The sequence below is a fragment of the Corynebacterium jeikeium genome (assembly GCF_000738175.1).
GTDB lineage: Bacteria > Actinomycetota > Actinomycetes > Mycobacteriales > Mycobacteriaceae > Corynebacterium > Corynebacterium jeikeium_C.
The window spans coordinates 212,873-229,318 of record NZ_JFCH01000027.1 but is presented as its reverse complement, the minus strand read 5'-3'; the positions used below and the strand labels follow the sequence as shown (position 1 = coordinate 229,318).

The window sequence follows — 16,446 nt, the reverse complement described above, 5'->3', positions numbered from 1 at the left end:
TTGGAGGGGTTCCCTCCTGCGTATTCCCGATCTGACGACACTTCCCCCTGTGTATTCCCGATCTGGCGACATCTGGAGGTTTAACCTCTTTCAGGATGGGGCTAAGGGGAAATGGCGGGGGTGGAAAAAGGAGAGCGCGGAGCGGAAAATGTCGGAAAAGTTGCAGTTCTCAGGGCTAAATGTCGGAAAAGTTGCAAAACTAAAATCCCCGCCACTGACGCGTGAGCAGTAAAACGCTCTGACCTGCAGGTTTATGTAAGTGAGAATGTCTCCCAATAACAAATTGCAACTTTTCCGACATTTAACCGCTCCGAGGGGTGGTAATAACCGCTCCGAGGGGCGGCAATGGCCGCTGCCGGGGTGGGAAACGTGTCGCCGGGGTGAGTGCCGGATGCCGCCGGGGGCAGCATTGGGCTCTGCAGGGAGACCTGAAGGCAGAGGAAAACAAGAAAAGGCGCCCAAAGGCGCCCTTTTCTATTACCGCCAGCCAGCAACCAGAGGGTTTAGCTGCCTGCAAAGCAGAAACTACTGCTCCGCGCGCGGAACGTCCAGGTCCGGATCGTAAGGCTCAGCGGAAACGATCGTCACAGATACAGTATCGCCGGCAGGGGTCTGGTACTCGCGAGTCTCGCCGACCTTGGCACCGACGATGGCTGCACCCAGCGGAGCGTCGGTGGAGTAGGTCTCCAGGTCCGGGTTAGAAGACTCCAGGCCGCGGGTACCGATCAGGAAGGTCTCCTTATCGTCCTCGTCACCGTCGTAGTAGACGTGGATCACGGAACCAACCAGTGCCACGCCGGACTCCTGCGGAGCCTCACCGATGGTGGCGCTATCCAGCAGTTCCTCCAGGTAGGTGATGCGTGCTTCTTCCTGGCCCTGCTGCTCGCGGGCTGCGTGGTAGCCGCCGTTCTCCTTGAGGTCGCCCTCTTCGCGGCGCTCGTTAATCTCGGCTGCCAGCACCGGACGGTTCTCCTTCAGAGCCGTCAGTTCTGCATTCAGTCGGTCGTAAGATTCCTGGGTCAGCCAGCGAGTCTGGTTCTCGGCCATTGGGTTCTCCCATCTTCGTTGAAGGTTGACGCGGTCTCTCACGTGGGCGTCAATAGATTATTAAGTAGGCGTGCAAAGTGTAGCACCTGGGCGCCAGGCTACCTGGGCTGCCCGGCCTAGTCGCGCGGGTCTGCTTAGCCTTCCGGCTTAGTCGCGCGGGTCGAGGTGCGGCGGTAGCGTGGCGGAGCAACCGTAGGCGGTGGCTGCGTAGCCGCGCTCGCGGGTGGGGATGTCCACTAGGAAGCGTTCTACTTCTTCGCCGCCGCGTGGCACGACGAACTCGCGGCGGCCGACTTCGTTCTTGTCGTAGTCCAGGGCGGTGACGATGCAGTACGCGGGCTTGGAGGGATCCTTGCGGGTGACGTCGATGCTCATGGTCATGCGCTCGTCCGAGACGATCTCGCCACCGGACTCCTGCGCCGTAACATCCGCTTCCGAATTACGCATGAATTGCGTGACCGCATAGGCAAGCGCTGCTGCCAGCATTACGGCCAGGATTACTACAACGATTTTCCCGGAGAATTTCTGGTTGCGCGTTTCGCCGTAGCGCTCTTCTTGGATGCTCTTCTTCGCCGCCTTCATGATGTTTCTAGTCTAGCCCACCATTTTATTATTGACGCCCACGTCCCCGGCCTGCCTGGACTGGTGGCTCTATTGGGCAGGGGAGGGCTGGGTAGTAGATTGTATTGGCGTGAGTGAAAAGACATCTTCCGTAGATACGCCGCGTTATCGCCTGCTGGCGATTCACGCACATCCGGACGACGAATCCAGCAAGGGTGCGGCCACCATGGCTCGCTATGTTGATGAGGGGCACCGGGTGAAAGTGCTGACGTGCACCGGCGGTGAGCGCGGGGACATCCTGAACCCAGAGATGCAGGAGCTGGCAGACCAGGGCATCGGAGATATGATCGAGGTGCGTCGCGAGGAGATGGCTCAGGCGGCCTCCATCCTGGGTGTGGAGCATGAATGGCTGGGCTATGTGGATTCCGGCCTGCCGGAGGGGGATCCGAAGCCACCGCTGCCGGAGGGTTGCTTTGCTCTGCAGGACACGGAAGAGGTCACGCAGGACGTAGTGCGGGTGGTTCGTGAGTTCCGTCCGCACGTCATCATCACCTATGACGAGTACGGCGGTTATCCGCACCCGGATCACATCAAGGTGCATGCGGTTTCCGTCCGTGCCTGGGAGGCTGCCGGCGACCCGAACTACCACCCGGAGCTCGGCGAACCATGGGAGGTGAAGAAGCTGTACTTCACCCATGGCTTCATCCGCGAGCGTTTCGAGAACCTGGCGACCGCCATGTATGAGCGTGGTGTGCAGCTGCCGGATCACGTCCTGCGGCACTTGGAGCTGTGGAGGCAGCTGCCGGATATTTTCTCCCGCGTGACTACCCGCGTGAATGTGGCCGACTGGTTTGAACGCCGCGATGATGCGCTGCGTGCCCACCGCACCCAGATTGACCCAAAGGGTGCATTCTTTCTGGCGGACACGGATCTGCAGCAGCAGGTGTGGCCGACCGAGGAGTTCGAGCTCGCGCAGTCGCGTGTGCACAGCGAGCTACCGGAGACGGAACTCTTCGCCGGACTGGATTCGACGGATTAGCGCAGTACTGGGCTGATCCGCGCAGCGCAGGGTTTCCCCACAGGCGGGCGACAAACTACAGTTAATGGGCAGATAACAAGAAGGAGTTTCGAGCGATGAACACCGCCACCTGGATCATTGCGCAGGCAGAGCGCACCGGCCCGAAGGGTGCCGAGTTCGGTAAGGCCGCCCCCGTGGGCCTGTTCGTGATCGTCATCTTGCTGCTGGTTGTGCTGCTCATCGGCTTCGCCATGAACAAGCGCATCCGCCGCCTCGAGCGTCGCCAGGCTTTCGCCGATGCGCGTGGCATTGATCTGTTCGACACGGAGAAGCTGGAAGCTGCAATGAAGGCCGAGGGTTTCGACGAAACTGCCGGCAAGCGCTCCATGTTTGCCCGAACTGAGGTGCCGCAGACAGATGAGCGCTTCTTGCCCTCCTCCGGCACCCTGACCGGTCCCGCTGCTATTGACGCTGAACGGGCGCGGGCTAAGGGCGTCAATAAGGATGGCGAAGAGCCCCCGAACCAGCATCAGTAGGATCAATACCGTGAACCGCATCCCCCAGCTGCTATACCCAGCGTACGAGGCCAGCCTGGCGCGCTCGCTGCGCGATAAGCCGCGGCCGAAGCACGTCGCCATCATGGCCGACGGCAACCGCCGCTGGGCGCGCGAGAACGGGTTCACGGATGTGTCGCACGGCCACCGCGTTGGCGCGAAGAAGATCGCGGAAATGTGCGGATGGTGCGATGAACTGGGGATCGAAACCGTCACGGTGTACCTGCTCAGCACCGAAAACCTAAAGCGCTCTCCGGAGGAGCTGTCGTTGCTGTGCAGCATCATTGGTGATGTTGCCGAGGAATTGGCAGATTCTGACGCCGGGTTCCAGCTGCGCACCGTCGGCCACCTAGAGCTGCTGCCTGAACAGCTGCGCATTCGCCTGGAGGAAAACCAGGCCAAGACGAACGACCACACGGGCGTGCGCGTGAATGTGGCCGTGGGCTATGGCGGGCGCCAGGAGATCGTGGATGCGGTGCAGACCCTCGTGGCCGAGCTGGCGGAGCAGGGGACGGCGCCGGAGGATATGGCAGAGGCAATCACCGCCGAGGCGTTGGGGAATCACATGTACACCTCGGGGCAGCCGGATCCGGACCTGGTGATCCGCACGTCGGGGGAGCAGCGCCTATCTGGTTTTCTGCTGTGGCAGTCCGCGTACTCGGAGATCTGGTTTACCGATACCTATTGGCCGGCCTTCCGGCGCGTGGATTTCCTGCGAGCACTGCGCGACTACTCGCAGCGGCACAGGCGCTTTGGGCTATAGGCGGGGGATAACCGGCGATAGGGGTGCGGGCAATAACTGCCCGCGATAGCGCGCGGGGGGCTAGATCTTCCGCATCCGCACTTTCTGCACCAGGTGGTCCGGGCCCTTGCGCAGAACCAAGGAAGCACGCACGCGGGTGGGAAGGATGTTCTCCATCAGGTTCGGCAGGTTCACGGTCTGCCAGATTTCCCTAGCGACCACGGTGGCCTCTTCATCGCTGAAGTTGGCGAAGTGGTGGAAGTGCGCCTTCGGATCCTTAAACGCAGTGTTCTTCAGGCGCAGGAAGCGGTCGATGTACCAATCCTCGATGTCCTCGCGCCGGGCATCGACGTAAACGGAGAAATCGAAGAGGTCAGAGACCATGAGGGTGGGGCCGGTCTGTAGAACGTTTAGCCCCTCGACGATGAGGATATCCGGGCGGTCGACTGTGATGGCCTGGTCCGGAATGCGGTCGTAGGCCTCGTGCGAGTACACCGGAGCCTGCACCTTCTGGGTGCCGGACTTCACCTTGGTGATGAAGCTCAGTAGTTCCGCCTGGTCGTAGGACTCCGGGAAGCCCTTGCGGTGCATGAGCTTGCGGCGCTCGAGCTCTGCGGTGGGCAGCAGGAAGCCATCAGTAGTTACGAGGTCCACCCGCGGGTTTGTCTCCCAGCGCTGCAGCAGAACCTGCAGCACGCGGGCGGTGGTGGACTTGCCGACGGCGACGGAGCCGCAGACGCCGATGATGTAAGGGATCGGCGGCATTGCTTCGCCGAGGAACGTTTCGGTGGCGGCGTTGAGCCTGCGGTGCGCTTCGACGCGTAGGAAAATCAGGCGGGACAGCGGGAGGTAGACCTCGGAGACTTCTTCCAGGTCGATTTCATCGCCGATGCCGCGGAGCTGTTCCAGTTCATCTTCGGTGAGGACCTGGGGCATCGACTTTCTTAGGGTGCGCCACTGAGTACGGTCCAGCTCAATGTAAGGGCTGGGGGAAGTCATAGCACCCATTGTGCCCCGAAAATGGGGCAAGGTGAAATTGGATCGCCCTCGGTCGGCCAGAGGGCCGCAATGGGATGGCTGTGGGTTGGGTATGGGGTGTCACGGGCACTCGCTATGATAGTGAGGCAGATAAGCAACCGGTTTTATCTTTCTTAGATTCATCCACAATGGAAGGCCTTGGTAGACGTGACTTCTCCGCAGAATTCGTCCACTCAGAACTCGCAACAGCACAACACTCCTCTAGCGGAGCTGGATCCCCAGGTCGCAGAGGCTATCGCAGGTGAGCTGCGCCGCCAGCGCACCACCCTGGAGATGATTGCCTCGGAGAACTTCGTGCCGCGCGCCGTGCTGCAGGCGCAGGGCTCGGTTCTCACCAATAAGTACGCCGAGGGCTACCCGGGCCGTCGTTACTACGGCGGTTGCGAGCACGTGGACGTCGTTGAGGACCTGGCCCGCGACCGCGCCAAGCAGGTCTTCGGTGCGGAGTTCGCCAACGTGCAGCCGCATGCCGGAGCCCAGGCCAACGCTGCAGTCCTAATGTCCCTGGCTAACCCCGGCGATAAGATCATGGGCCTGTCCCTGGCCCACGGTGGCCACCTGACCCACGGTATGCACCTGAACTTTTCCGGCAAGCTCTACGAGGTCGCCGCTTATGAGGTGGATCCGGAGACCTTCCGTCTGGATATGGACAAGATCCGCGAGCAGGCCATCGCAGAAAAGCCACAGGTGCTGATCGCCGGCTGGTCCGCATACCCGCGCCACCAGGACTTCGCAGCGTTCAAGTCCATTGCCGATGAGGTTGGCGCGAAGCTGTGGGTGGACATGGCTCACTTCGCTGGCCTGGTTGCCGCAGACCTGCACCCGTCGCCGGTTCCGCACGCCGACGTGGTTTCCACCACCGTCCACAAGACCCTGGGCGGCCCCCGTTCCGGCATGATCCTGGCTAAGCAGGAGTACGCCAAGAAGCTGAACTCTTCCGTCTTCCCGGGCCAGCAGGGCGGTCCGCTGATGCACGCCGTCGCCGCCAAGGCCGTAGCAATGAAGGTCGCACAGACCGACGAGTTCCGCGACCGTCAGCAGCGCACGCTCGAGGGCGCGAAGATCCTGGCGGAGCGCCTGAACGCTCAGGATACGAAGGACGCTGGTGTGCAGGTTCTCACCGGCGGCACCGACGTACACCTGGTGCTGGTGGATCTGCGCAACTCTCAGCTGGACGGCCAGCAGGGCGAAGACCTGCTGCACGAAGTTGGCATCACCGTCAACCGCAATGCTGTCCCCTTCGATCCGCGCCCGCCGATGGTCACTTCCGGCCTGCGCATCGGTACCTCCGCCCTGGCCTCCCGCGGCCTGGATACCGAGGCCTTCACCGAGGTTGCGGATGTCATCGGTACTGCTCTGGCCGGCAACGCGGACATTGCTGCGCTGCGCGCCCGTGTGGACAAGATCGCCGAGGACTTCCCGCTGTACGAGGGCCTGGAAGACTGGAAGCTGGTCTAAGAAGGCAAGCGACTTCAAGAAAAGGGGTTTAGCACTATGGTCAGCACGCAGGCGAAGGATGCAATCATCGTTGTCGACGTTCAAAACGACTTCGTCGATGGTTCCCTGGGAACCGAGCGTGGCCTAGAAGTGGCGCGGGGGATTAACGCCTGGTTGGGTGGCCTGGTGCATGCCGAGGGTGAGGAAGCCGAAACCGACGACGGCTCTTCCGTTGTCTCCCTCCCGCTCATCGTCGGTACAAAGGATTGGCACATCAAACCCGAAGGCCACTTTGCGCCAGAAGGGGAGGAGCCGGACTACATAGACACCTGGCCCGCCCACTGCGTAGCCGATACCCACGGCGCGCAGGTCTGTGCCGAACTAAACCCCGAACTTGTGGACGTCTGGTTCCACAAGGGCGAATACACCGCCGCCTACTCTGGCTTCGAAGGTCACCTCGCAGGCGAGGAACAAACACTTCAGCAGTGGCTAAACTCCCACGAGGTAGAAAACGTAACGATCGTGGGCATCGCCACCGACTTCTGTGTCCGTGCCACGGCGCTGGATGCTTTGAATGCTGGGTTCCACGTGCGCGTCATCGAGCAACTGTGCTCGGCGGTGACTGAGCAGGGCGGCAGGTCCGCTATTCAGGAGCTGGAAGACGCAGGCGCGGAGATCATCCGCGACTAGGCCATCTTCCACGCAAAGCTTTCGTGCTAGCCGGCAATTACGATGTCCGGTCGCCACGATAGCTTGCGAGCTCCGAGTGCTGCCCAAACGACGTGCAGCAGAAGTAAAGCCAGTAGGGCGGCGCTGAGGGTGTCCATCCATCCCAGATCCCACACCAGAAGCGTGGAATTTGTGGATTTCTCGGCCAGGGTATGGGTTCCAAGACAGCACGTACCCACGGGGAAAGTGCTGGCCCACCAGGTGGGGTTATAAGGCATGGGGGCACTGCCCAGGGCTGTTCCCCAGTGCTTGATTATGGCGTAGCCGGCGAGGGGAATACCAACGCTCAGTATTACTAAGCCGTAGACCGTGGCACGGAAGTGCCACTGGTCACCCGCAAGCAACTGTGCGGCCACGGTGGACTGGCCGACGAGGCCCAGCGGAATCCACGCGGTGGTGGCGAACTGGGTGGGGATGGTTGGGAAGGTGCGCGCGTAGACGAAGGCAAATGTCGGTACTGCCGTCACCCAGGCCAGGGCAAAGCAAGCGACGCCAATTCCGTGCACAGCCGAGCTCCACGCGCCAGCATGAGGTGCCAGCTGAGCCGAGGCAGTAGCAGCAACCATGGGCGCGACCAGGGGCAGCCCCCAGGTAAAGGCGGGAGCTGGGCGGCTAACAAAGAGGTAGCGGATGAACTTCACGCACGTGATTGCGCCAAGGACGGTCCCGACGGCCCAGCAGAAGGCGTGAACCAGCCAAGCACCGAAGATGAGGGAGTATGCACTGCCCAAGGCGAGGATGCCCATGGAAGCCATTCCCCATGCCGGCATGGCGCTCGAGTGGAAACCCGGGTTGCGATGTCTATGGAACCCTACGGTGAGAGCCAAAGCGAGGAGTGTCGCCGCGCCAAGCATTAGCTCGGCAGGGAGGTGCCCCAGCGTTGAGCTTAAGTGAATGTCCATGAGTGACGCCGTGATGCCCAGCCCCATCACCGCTCCGGCCCAACCGGGGCCTAGGGGCGGTAGGTCGGGCTTGCTGTGCTTCGTATTCATATTCTTGAGGCTAGGCAGTGCTCGGCAGTAGCGGGAGAGTGTATGTGCTGGACAGGGTTACAATGAATGCATGTACCCCCAAAGGAATCTTGATAACGAAGGGGATTCTTTCCCTGCTCGACGTGGCTATGTTCCTGACGCCCTCACAGTAGATTCCGTCCTCGCTGTCGCTCGGTATGGAGGCATGAACCGGGCCGCAGAGCATCTGAACGTCTCGCAACAGACCGTCAGTATGCGCATTGCCAAGTTGGAAAAACACCTAGATGCGCGCATCTTCTGGCGCGGAGCCGCAGGGAGTTCCACCACGGAGGTAGGCCGCCAGGTCGTCCGCGTACTGGAGAGCCTAGAGGACGCGCTCGACGAATGCGCTCGTGGCCTTGAAGAAGCACTGGGAGAAGGCGTTGTCGAAGAGGTTAAACTCGTGGCCTCGAACACCGTGGCGGAATTGGATTACCCACGCTGGGCAGCGAAGTATTTGCGCATCAGCCCACAGACCCATCTGCATATGCGGCAACTCAATAGCCAAGGGGCGCAGCGCCAGGTTGTCCAGGGCCAGGCGGAACTTGCGGTAGTAGAGGGAAACTGGGTCTCACACGAACTGCACCAGCGGGTGCTGGGGCACGATGAACTGGTGGTTGTCGTGCCTGCAGAGCACCCCTGGGCGCAGGCCAGCGATCATGGTCATTCGGACACTAAGCCGGGGAAAACGGCGTCAAGAGAAAAAATAGTGACGAAGAACGAGTTGAAGTCCACACCTTTGGTGCTACGCGAACCGGGAAGTGGTACCAGGGAAGTGGTGGAGGCCGTTTTGGGCGAGCTCGCTCCACCGGCGGGGGAATTCGGTTCCCTGGGAGCGCAGCGCACGGCAATCGGTGCGATCGGCGCGCCAGGGGTGATCGCGCGAAGAGCCGTAGCGTCGCAACTAGCTACTGGGCAGTACGTGGAGGTTCCGGTGGTCGGAGTCAAGTTTGACCGGCCGCTGCGAGTGGTGTGGAGCTCGAAGAACCGCCTCTCCGAGCCGGCCCTCCGTTTCCTGCGCTTCCTTGCGAACCAAGCTGACGGACAGATGGCCTAGAGTTTGTTCTATGACTCAGGACACTTCAAACTCTGCTAAGTCTCCAAGCACTGCCGCTGCGTCGACTCCGACGGGCGACATCGTGCAGGTCTCCACAGTTGGAGCCGTACGCTACATCACGCTCAATCGCACCGAGGCATACAACTCGCTGAATCAAGAACTCCGGCTCGCGCTGATTGAGGCTTTCCGGAATGCGCAAAAGGATTCCGAAGAACTCGGCTCCGCCGTGCGTGCCGTGGTGCTGCGCGCCAACGGTAAGGCATTTTGCTCCGGCCAGGATCTGAAGGAACAGCTGCGGGATACGCAGAATCGCACGGGGATGGAAAAGGTGGTGGAGGAGTACAACCCCATGACTGAGCTCCTCGCCGGGATCAGCGTGCCGACGATCGCCGCGATTCAGGGGCCGGCGGCAGGTGCGGGCTGGGGACTGGCAATGGCCTGCGACTTCCGCGTGATGTCCACAGCAGCCTCTTTCAAGGGCGCCTTCACGGGTGTGGGCCTGGCGGCGGACTCGGGCCTGTCACAGACCCTGGTGGACTGCGTGGGGCGTGCGAAGGCTCTGCAGTTGCTGCTCCTGGATCGCAAAGTGCCCGCCGAGGAAGCCGCAGAGCTGGGCCTGGTAGAGCAGCTTGTAGAGCCGGCGGATCTCGAAGCGACCGTGGAGAAGCTGGCTAACAACTTCGCCGCTGGCCCGACCGCGGCATATAAGGAGATGAAGGCGCTGGTGAAGAACACCGCGGCGATTAGCGATGCTGCCGCGGCGGAGGCGGAGGCACAGCTGCGCCTGTTTAACACCGCCGACCATAGCGAAGCGGTGGCCGCCTTCCTAGGAAAGCGACCACCGCAGTTTAAAGGGGAGTAAGGCTAGGTCTAGTAGAGCTAGGCCTTACTTCTCGCCCTTGGCCAGGCGGCGAGAGATGATCTCGATCATGATCTCGTTCGGGCCGCCGTAGATCGGCTGAACGCGGGAGTCCAGGTAGTGGGTGGAGATCGGGTACTCCAGCATGAAGCCGTAGCCGCCGTGCAGCTGCAGAGCCTCGTTGACAACCTCGATCTGCAGCTCGGTGGTCTGGTACTTAGCCATTGCACCGGTGACCTCGTCCAGGGTGCCGTTGACCTTCTCCATGATGCAGGCGTCAACGAAGGACTGGGAGCCCTGGATGTTGGTGGCCATCTTGGCCAGCTCCCAGCGGTATGCCTGGTGGTCGATCAGGCGCTGACCGAAGGTCTTGCGGTCCTGAGAGTGCTTGTAAACCAGGTCGAATGCGCGGCGGGAGGTAGCGATGGAGCCCACGGCGATGGACAGGCGCTCCTGTGCCAGGTTGGTGCGCAGGTAGCCGAATGCGGCGCCCTCCTCGCCCAGCAGGTTCTCCTTCGGAACGCGGGTGTCCTCGAAGGACAGCTCAGCGGTGTCCTGGGACTTCAGGCCGACCTTCTTCAGCGGGCCGGTCTTGGTGTAGCCCTCCATGCCGTCCTCAACGATCAGCATGGAAACGCCTGCGCGGCCCTTCTCCGGGTTGGTTACGACGACCAGCAGGGTGAAGTCTGCCTGAACGCCGTTGGAGATGAAGGTCTTCGCACCGTTGACGATGTAGTCGCCGTTCTCGTCCTTCTTAGCGAAGGTGCGGATGCCAGCCAGGTCGGCACCTGCGCCCGGCTCGGTCATGGCCAGTGCGGCGATCTTCTCACCGGCGCACAGCGGCTTCAGGAAACGCTCCTTCTGCTCGTCGTTGCCGAAGCGCTGCAGGTAGGGGATGACCAGGTCGTTGATGGTCTGGATGCCCACGATAACGGAACCGGAGTCAGCCTTAGCCAGCTCTTCGGTCAGCACAGCGTTGAAGCGGTAGTCGTTCTCCATACCGCCGCCGCCGAACTCCTCCGGAGCCATCATGCCCAGCAGGCCCTGCTGGCCGGCCTTCTGGAACATCTCGCGGTCGCAGTAGCCCTGCTCGTGCCAGCGATCAACGTTCGGGGCGATCTCGGCCTTCACGAAGTCCGCGCAGGCCTCGCGGAACATATTGTGCTCTTCTTCGAAAATGTTGCGTGGCAGGAAGTTCTTCATGGGTTCCTTTCAAACCAAGACGTTGGCTGCTTGAACTGTCGAACTTGGACTACTGGGATGCCAGCAGTGTGCGTAGCGCCAGAGGGCAGCAATGTCGGTTATAGAGACTTCTGTGTGTTGCAGCTCGATGTTACGTCGTTATTGTGACGTGCATCTCTGCGTTGCTTATGAGAATAGCATTTCTTTGGGGCGAAAGTACAAGGAAACCCCTCGATATTGGGCGAAAACACGCTGTTATGTGCCACACACGGTTGTTGCTTCACCCCTACATCGAAAGCTAGCCACCCCCGCACTACAAAACCCCAGTTCAGGGATTTATTCAACATTTTTGTTGTTTAAATATTGACAAGCTAGGTGAGGCTTGGCTAACCTCTTGAGTGTGTCACAGGCTAGTCACCTGAGGCGCACTGCAGTTGTGGAATATGTTGCAGCATCTGTCGAAAGGTCAGTTGCCGGCGCACCAATCATGCGACGAGGGTTTCTCTCTTCTCCCCGAAGCGCATGAGCATCGGTTACCGCTTTCTCCTCCGAGGTGCTGTGGTTGTTCATCCGGTTATCCGGCAACCGTCAGCTTCGTCACCTGGCGGTTGCTTACCGGATACCAGCTTCTGATGGCTCGTCACCATCGAAGGCGAAAAGGCGAGGAAAGGTCCGAAATATCGGGCTTATCCTCGCCTTTTTCTTATTCTTGTGCCGCCTCTAGCTGAACTTATTGGCGCCCCGTCTCCTCGCGCTCACTAGCCAACTTACGGCGAGCTTCTCGCAGCCACTCCGGCTGCTTTTCAAGCAATGCCTTAATCTCCGCGGTCGTCAGTGGCTTGTCCATGTCATTGTTCTTCAGCGACGTAATGCTAATGCCCAGCTTGCGAGCTACCTCGGGGCGAGGGTGTGGCCCCTCTCGGCGCAGCGCCTGTAGCCACTCGGGCGGGTTCTTCTGCAGCTCCACGAATTGCTCATGGGTAAGTGCGGAATCCTGGAACTCCTGTGGCGTGGCTGGAAGGTAGATGGCCAGCTTCTTTGCGGCGGTGGCAGGTTTCATGGGCGGGCCGGACTTGTAACTCGGGTTCGCGTCAGTCATGTTCATCATTCTAATGAACGGCTCTATTATTGGTGCCATGCCCACTCAGCAGAGCCGCACCGCGAAGTCGCGTCAGCACCTAAAAGTTGTCTTTAGCACTGGCGTGCAGCCGGATAAGTGGTTCCGCCGTTTTGACGAGCGGGTTCCCGGGTGGAAGATCGCCAGCGCGGGCACCGACGATCCGTTGCCCTATATTCGCGCAGGCCAGGCGGATGTTGCATTGGTTCGCCTCCCGGCGGAGGGGTTCGAACGCCCGGCTGACATGCACGAAGTTGCCCTCTACGAGGAGCAGATCGGCGTTGCCGCACCCAAGGAGCATCCCGCCAGGGTCATGGATTCCATCAACTTCCGGGAGTTGGCCGACGAGAAACTTATGTACGTCACCCCGCCTACCGGCTGGGATGATGTGGCAGCCCTGCGCGAAGCTCTGCAGGTTGTTGCCGCCAATGTTGGTATTGCCGTCGCGCCGCGCCCCTTGCTGCGGGCTATCAACCAGCGCGGGGTGGTTCACCGGGACCTTTTTGGGATTGACGCCACTACGTGCCCCCGCACCCGTGTGGCCCTGATGTGGCTTACTGAATCCGACAGTGACGTCATCCAAGACTTCGTCGGGATATGTAAAGGGCGCACCGCGAGCAGCTCGCGACAGGTGGCTAAGCGCGGGCGTGGTGGCGTCCATAAAAATGCAGATAAAACAAAGAAAAGCGGGAAGAAGAAGACCTCCCAAAGCGCGCGGCGAAAATAAAGAACTGATTTCGATTGGGTTAAAGATCCTAAACAACACGTGCATTTTTCGTTGGAACACTATTAAGAATGGAGGGGTATTGCTTTTGCGATGAGCGAGAGCTGAAGAAAACCGACAGAAACAGAAAGGTATTAGTAATGAACTCCAACAAGCGCTTCCGTCGTTCCGCAGTGGCACTGGCTGCAGGTGCATCCCTGGTTTTCGGTGTTGCTGCATGCTCTGACGATGCCGAGGACGCCAAGGATAAGGCTGGCGACGCAGCAAACTCCGCTACTGAGAAGGCTGGCGAGGCTGCCGACTCCGCTACCGCGAAGGCCGGTGAAGGCGAGGACGGTGAGTCCGAGGCTGAAGGTGCTGACTCTGAGGGCGCAGACGCAGAGGGCGCCGAGGGTGAGACCGAGAAGGTCCAGACCGCTAGCGGTGAAGAGGTGGAGCTGCCGAAGGACGTCAAGACCGCTTGGGACAACGAGGGCGGCGAGTCCGGTTCCTTCGGTAAGCTGGCCGAGTTCACCGAGGGCGAGAACGGCTCCCTGGCAACCTTCGAAAAGGGCTGGATCGCCTACTCCAAGGATCACGGTGCTGTTCCGCTGATCGGCAAGATCGGCGAGACCTGGAACAACGGTGGCGGCCTGGATAACGAGCTGGGTCTGCCGACCGCTCCGGAGAAGGGCGACGCAGCCAACGGCTGGACTCAGTCCTTCGAAAACGGCACCATCACGTGGGCTAAGGATGAGTCCGGTCAGTTCTCCGAGACCATCGAGAAGCGCTAAGTTCTAACCTTAAAGTAGAGCTTGATAACCCCAGGTGAGGGGCAGGAACTGCCCCGAAGCCTGGGGCTTTTTATGTTTACCCAGAGTTCATCTGACAACAATGTAATTTCCATGCGGTGCGCATAACGTCGAGGGTGTCCGAAGCAAGTAACAACTACCCACCTCATCCGTTTCCCGGATGTAAAGCGTAGCTTTTGCGGCGTGGAACGTCCGGGTTGATCGACTCATAATCCCCTACAAGGAGCACCACCTCCATGACTTCCGCCGCGCCCACCGATCAGGCAAATCAGAACTTTCAGGCAGAGCAGGCTCTCAACGCCCATTCCGACGCAGAGCTCGGCCTACGCACCTATGTCCTTGACACCTCGGTGTTGCTTTCCGATCCCTGGGCACTCATCAAGTTTGCGGAACACCGCATCATCCTCCCCGTCGTCGTCATCAGTGAACTCGAGGGCAAGCGCCACCACCCGGAACTTGGCTGGTTTGCTCGCCAGGCTCTACGCATGCTCGAAGACTTTCGTCAGGAGCATGGCCGACTGGACATGCCCAGCATCGTCAACGAAACGGGCGGTACCATCCAGGTCGAACTGAACCACGTTGACCAGTCCGTGCTTCCTACTGGTTTGCGCGGAGAGCAGAATGACCACCGCATCCTGGCTTGTGCTTTGAACCTGCGGGCTGAAGGGCACAACGTCACGCTGGTGACGAAGGACGTGCCACTGCGCGTGAAGGCCGGCGCCGTTGGTCTTGACGCCGACGAATACCATGCCCAGGACGTCGTGCTCACCGGATACAACGGCATGGCTCGCGCGGAGGTGCCCTCCAGCATCATCGACGAACTGTACGACGTGGGGGAGGCCGACATCTCCGGCGCACTGACGGTAGACGGCGACGAGGTCGACGAGCTGCCGATCCACTGCGGCCTGCAGCTGACCGCGGGCAGCCAATCCGTTCTGGCGCGCTCGATGGGTGACGGCATGGTGCGCCAGGTTCCCACCGACCTGGAAGCGTTCGGTATCCGCGGGCGCAGCGCCCAGCAGCGCGTGGCGCTGGACCTGCTGCTGGATAACGAGGTTGGCATCGTAAGCCTCGGCGGTTCCGCGGGCACCGGCAAATCCGCTCTGGCATTGTGCGCCGGTTTGGAGGCAGTGCTGGAACGCGGTGAGCACAAGCGAATCGTGGTCTTCCGCCCCCTGTATGCCGTAGGTGGACAGGACTTGGGCTACCTGCCTGGCAGTGAGACGGAAAAGATGAACCCGTGGGCGCAGGCGGTGTACGACACCCTGGAAGGGGTGGTGAGCGATAACGTGCTGGAAGAGATCGACGCCCGCGGTCTGCTGGAGGTCCTGCCGCTGACGCATATCCGCGGCCGCAGCCTGAACGATAGCTTCGTCATCGTGGACGAGGCTCAGTCGCTCGAGCGCAACGTTCTGCTGACCGTGCTCTCCCGCCTGGGGCGCAACTCCCGCGTCGTGCTGACTCACGACGTTGCGCAGCGCGATAACCTGCGCGTAGGCCGCCATGATGGCATCCAGGCGGTCATCGAAAAGCTGAAGAATAATCCGCTGTTCGCGCACGTCACGCTGACCCGATCCGAGCGTTCCGCGATCGCTGAGCTGGTGACGAATCTGCTGGAAAAGGGATAGTTCGCTCACAGCTGCCGGTAGTCAGGTGGCGTAACCGCTGGGTCTTAGGGCACAATTTCTTCCATGACTTCCGCGAACACCGCAGGGAACACTGCGAATACTGGGAACGCTGCGAATACTGCAGGGAGCGCCGCAGATAGCAGTGCTGGCAACAACGCCAAGAACAGTGCCAAGCAGGCTATCTCCATCCGCCTGATGGAGAAGAAGGACTATCCGCAAGTCCAGAAGATCCTGCAGACCGGTATGGATACGGGCGAGGCTACCTTTGAGGAAAGCGCGCCCGAAGCGTGGGATGACTTCATGCGCCACCGCCTGCCCGAGCTCTCCTTCGTTGCCATCGACACGGATCCCGCAGCTGCGGCGGCCGCGGGGCTTGGGGAGAATGAGGAGAAAATCCTGGGGTGGATCACCGCCACCTCCGCCAGCCACCGTGACGTGTTCGACGGGGTGTTGGAGGACTCGATCTACGTCCACAAGGATGCCGCGGGCAAGGGCGTGGCCGGCAGCCTGCTCGATAGGCTGCTCAAGGACGCCGCCGAGCAGGGCCACTGGGCGATGCACTCCAGCATCTTCCCGGAGAATGAGGGCTCCGTGCGACTGCACGTCTCTCGAGGCTTCGAGGAAGTGGGAGTATTCCACTGCATGTCCCACATGAACTACGGGCCGAAGAAGGGCACGTGGCGCCACAACATGGTGATGGAGAAGATCCTCGAGGGCGGCCCGGCCTGGAAGTACTACCAGGAGAACCTAGACCACCCCGACGAGGGTAGCGCCGACAGCGCTGGCAACACCGACAACGTTGGCAGCGCTCACAACGCTAGGGGCGCTGAGGGATCGGCAGAAAAGTCCGAGTAACCTTCCAGGCACTTTTCCGAGCACGTTTCCTAAGCGAGCTCAGACACAGCAAAAGGCGACCGCATTAGCCATTAGCGCGGTCGCCTTTCGCTTGCGT

Annotated in this window: 17 protein-coding genes; 11 read left to right on the top strand and 6 right to left on the bottom strand. The window is 60.8% G+C overall.

The genetic code is table 11. From position 1 onward, the window contains the following. Positions 1–525 precede the first annotated feature (525 nt). Together greA and JQ46_RS04535 are read right to left on the bottom strand one after the other, a co-directional pair. Positions 526–1,047 carry a transcription elongation factor GreA gene (gene greA, locus JQ46_RS04540; RefSeq protein WP_034985792.1) on the bottom strand — a complete coding sequence of 174 codons (522 nt, stop codon included), beginning with the start codon at positions 1,045–1,047 and terminating at the stop codon, positions 526–528. A 147-nt stretch (positions 1,048–1,194) separates the two neighbouring features. Continuing rightward, positions 1,195–1,629, bottom strand: coding sequence for a DUF4307 domain-containing protein (locus JQ46_RS04535; protein ID WP_034985791.1), 435 nt, complete (start codon positions 1,627–1,629; stop codon positions 1,195–1,197). A 109-nt stretch (positions 1,630–1,738) separates the two neighbouring features. On the opposite strand from JQ46_RS04535, the gene mca reads away from it, so the two are divergent. From mca to JQ46_RS04520, 3 genes are all read left to right on the top strand, one after another. Beyond that, positions 1,739–2,647, top strand: a complete 909-nt coding sequence (gene mca, locus JQ46_RS04530; RefSeq protein WP_034985790.1) for a mycothiol conjugate amidase Mca — start codon at positions 1,739–1,741, stop codon at positions 2,645–2,647. Between the two features lie 95 nt (positions 2,648–2,742). Continuing rightward, a complete protein-coding gene (locus JQ46_RS04525) occupies positions 2,743–3,162 on the top strand; it encodes a hypothetical protein (RefSeq protein ID WP_034985789.1) in 420 nt (139 codons plus the stop codon). A gap of 10 nt (positions 3,163–3,172) precedes the next feature. Further along, a complete protein-coding gene (locus JQ46_RS04520; protein WP_034985786.1) occupies positions 3,173–3,943 on the top strand; it encodes an isoprenyl transferase in 771 nt (256 codons plus the stop codon). A gap of 60 nt (positions 3,944–4,003) precedes the next feature. Here JQ46_RS04520 and coaA read toward each other — a convergent pair whose 3' ends face one another. Next, positions 4,004–4,930 (bottom strand): type I pantothenate kinase, encoded by a 927-nt coding sequence (gene coaA, locus JQ46_RS04515; RefSeq protein ID WP_034964429.1) that lies wholly within the window; start codon positions 4,928–4,930, stop codon positions 4,004–4,006. A 177-nt stretch (positions 4,931–5,107) separates the two neighbouring features. Between coaA and glyA the strand changes: the two genes are divergently transcribed. Both glyA and JQ46_RS04505 read left to right on the top strand, forming a co-directional pair. Further along, positions 5,108–6,418 carry a serine hydroxymethyltransferase gene (gene glyA / locus JQ46_RS04510; protein ID WP_034985784.1) on the top strand — a complete coding sequence of 437 codons (1,311 nt, stop codon included), beginning with the start codon at positions 5,108–5,110 and terminating at the stop codon, positions 6,416–6,418. Between the two features lie 36 nt (positions 6,419–6,454). Next, positions 6,455–7,087 carry an isochorismatase family protein gene (locus tag JQ46_RS04505; protein ID WP_034985782.1) on the top strand — a complete coding sequence of 211 codons (633 nt, stop codon included), beginning with the start codon at positions 6,455–6,457 and terminating at the stop codon, positions 7,085–7,087. 26 nt (positions 7,088–7,113) lie between these two features. Here the strand turns inward: JQ46_RS04505 and JQ46_RS04500 are convergent, their stop codons facing one another. Next, positions 7,114–8,118, bottom strand: coding sequence for a tellurite resistance protein (locus JQ46_RS04500; RefSeq protein ID WP_034985780.1), 1,005 nt, complete (start codon positions 8,116–8,118; stop codon positions 7,114–7,116). Positions 8,119–8,188: 70 nt separating this feature from the next. Between JQ46_RS04500 and JQ46_RS04495 the strand changes: the two genes are divergently transcribed. Then, on the top strand, positions 8,189–9,193 hold the full coding sequence (locus tag JQ46_RS04495; protein ID WP_272944693.1) for a LysR family transcriptional regulator: 1,005 nt from the start codon (positions 8,189–8,191) through the stop codon (positions 9,191–9,193). 10 nt (positions 9,194–9,203) lie between these two features. Continuing rightward, on the top strand, positions 9,204–10,055 hold the full coding sequence (locus tag JQ46_RS04490; protein ID WP_237744724.1) for an enoyl-CoA hydratase/isomerase family protein: 852 nt from the start codon (positions 9,204–9,206) through the stop codon (positions 10,053–10,055). A gap of 24 nt (positions 10,056–10,079) precedes the next feature. Here JQ46_RS04490 and JQ46_RS04485 read toward each other — a convergent pair whose 3' ends face one another. Together JQ46_RS04485 and JQ46_RS04480 are read right to left on the bottom strand one after the other, a co-directional pair. Next, positions 10,080–11,255, bottom strand: coding sequence for an acyl-CoA dehydrogenase family protein (locus JQ46_RS04485; RefSeq protein WP_034985776.1), 1,176 nt, complete (start codon positions 11,253–11,255; stop codon positions 10,080–10,082). A gap of 709 nt (positions 11,256–11,964) precedes the next feature. Next, on the bottom strand, positions 11,965–12,333 hold the full coding sequence (locus JQ46_RS04480; protein ID WP_034985894.1) for a DUF5997 family protein: 369 nt from the start codon (positions 12,331–12,333) through the stop codon (positions 11,965–11,967). A 37-nt stretch (positions 12,334–12,370) separates the two neighbouring features. Between JQ46_RS04480 and JQ46_RS04475 the strand changes: the two genes are divergently transcribed. From JQ46_RS04475 to JQ46_RS04460, 4 genes are all read left to right on the top strand, one after another. Further along, the gene (locus JQ46_RS04475) at positions 12,371–13,078 is read left to right on the top strand and encodes a LysR substrate-binding domain-containing protein (RefSeq protein WP_034985892.1); all 708 of its coding nucleotides are present in this window, start codon (positions 12,371–12,373) and stop codon (positions 13,076–13,078) included. A gap of 137 nt (positions 13,079–13,215) precedes the next feature. Further along, on the top strand, positions 13,216–13,848 hold the full coding sequence (locus JQ46_RS04470) for an LGFP repeat-containing protein (RefSeq protein ID WP_034985773.1): 633 nt from the start codon (positions 13,216–13,218) through the stop codon (positions 13,846–13,848). A 254-nt stretch (positions 13,849–14,102) separates the two neighbouring features. Continuing rightward, the gene (locus JQ46_RS04465) at positions 14,103–15,494 is read left to right on the top strand and encodes a PhoH family protein (RefSeq protein WP_034985770.1); all 1,392 of its coding nucleotides are present in this window, start codon (positions 14,103–14,105) and stop codon (positions 15,492–15,494) included. 63 nt (positions 15,495–15,557) lie between these two features. Further along, entirely contained in the window at positions 15,558–16,349 is a 792-nt protein-coding gene (locus JQ46_RS04460) for a GNAT family N-acetyltransferase (RefSeq protein ID WP_237744723.1), read from the top strand. The last annotated feature ends 97 nt before the right edge of the window (positions 16,350–16,446 follow it).

What these genes read in the sequence shown, in the direction of transcription:
- greA (WP_034985792.1), bottom strand. Translation starts at nt 1,047, where the DNA reads ATGGCCGAGAACCAGACTCGCTGGCTGACCCAGGAATCTTACGACCGA.
- JQ46_RS04535 (WP_034985791.1), bottom strand. Translation starts at nt 1,629, where the DNA reads ATGAAGGCGGCGAAGAAGAGCATCCAAGAAGAGCGCTACGGCGAAACG.
- JQ46_RS04525 (WP_034985789.1), top strand. Translation starts at nt 2,743, where the DNA reads ATGAACACCGCCACCTGGATCATTGCGCAGGCAGAGCGCACCGGCCCG.
- coaA (WP_034964429.1), bottom strand. Translation starts at nt 4,930, where the DNA reads ATGGGTGCTATGACTTCCCCCAGCCCTTACATTGAGCTGGACCGTACT.
- JQ46_RS04505 (WP_034985782.1), top strand. Translation starts at nt 6,455, where the DNA reads ATGGTCAGCACGCAGGCGAAGGATGCAATCATCGTTGTCGACGTTCAA.
- JQ46_RS04500 (WP_034985780.1), bottom strand. Translation starts at nt 8,118, where the DNA reads ATGAATACGAAGCACAGCAAGCCCGACCTACCGCCCCTAGGCCCCGGT.
- JQ46_RS04495 (WP_272944693.1), top strand. Translation starts at nt 8,189, where the DNA reads ATGTACCCCCAAAGGAATCTTGATAACGAAGGGGATTCTTTCCCTGCT.
- JQ46_RS04490 (WP_237744724.1), top strand. Translation starts at nt 9,204, where the DNA reads ATGACTCAGGACACTTCAAACTCTGCTAAGTCTCCAAGCACTGCCGCT.
- JQ46_RS04485 (WP_034985776.1), bottom strand. Translation starts at nt 11,255, where the DNA reads ATGAAGAACTTCCTGCCACGCAACATTTTCGAAGAAGAGCACAATATG.
- JQ46_RS04480 (WP_034985894.1), bottom strand. Translation starts at nt 12,333, where the DNA reads ATGACTGACGCGAACCCGAGTTACAAGTCCGGCCCGCCCATGAAACCT.
- JQ46_RS04475 (WP_034985892.1), top strand. Translation starts at nt 12,371, where the DNA reads ATGCCCACTCAGCAGAGCCGCACCGCGAAGTCGCGTCAGCACCTAAAA.
- JQ46_RS04470 (WP_034985773.1), top strand. Translation starts at nt 13,216, where the DNA reads ATGAACTCCAACAAGCGCTTCCGTCGTTCCGCAGTGGCACTGGCTGCA.
- JQ46_RS04465 (WP_034985770.1), top strand. Translation starts at nt 14,103, where the DNA reads ATGACTTCCGCCGCGCCCACCGATCAGGCAAATCAGAACTTTCAGGCA.
- JQ46_RS04460 (WP_237744723.1), top strand. Translation starts at nt 15,558, where the DNA reads ATGACTTCCGCGAACACCGCAGGGAACACTGCGAATACTGGGAACGCT.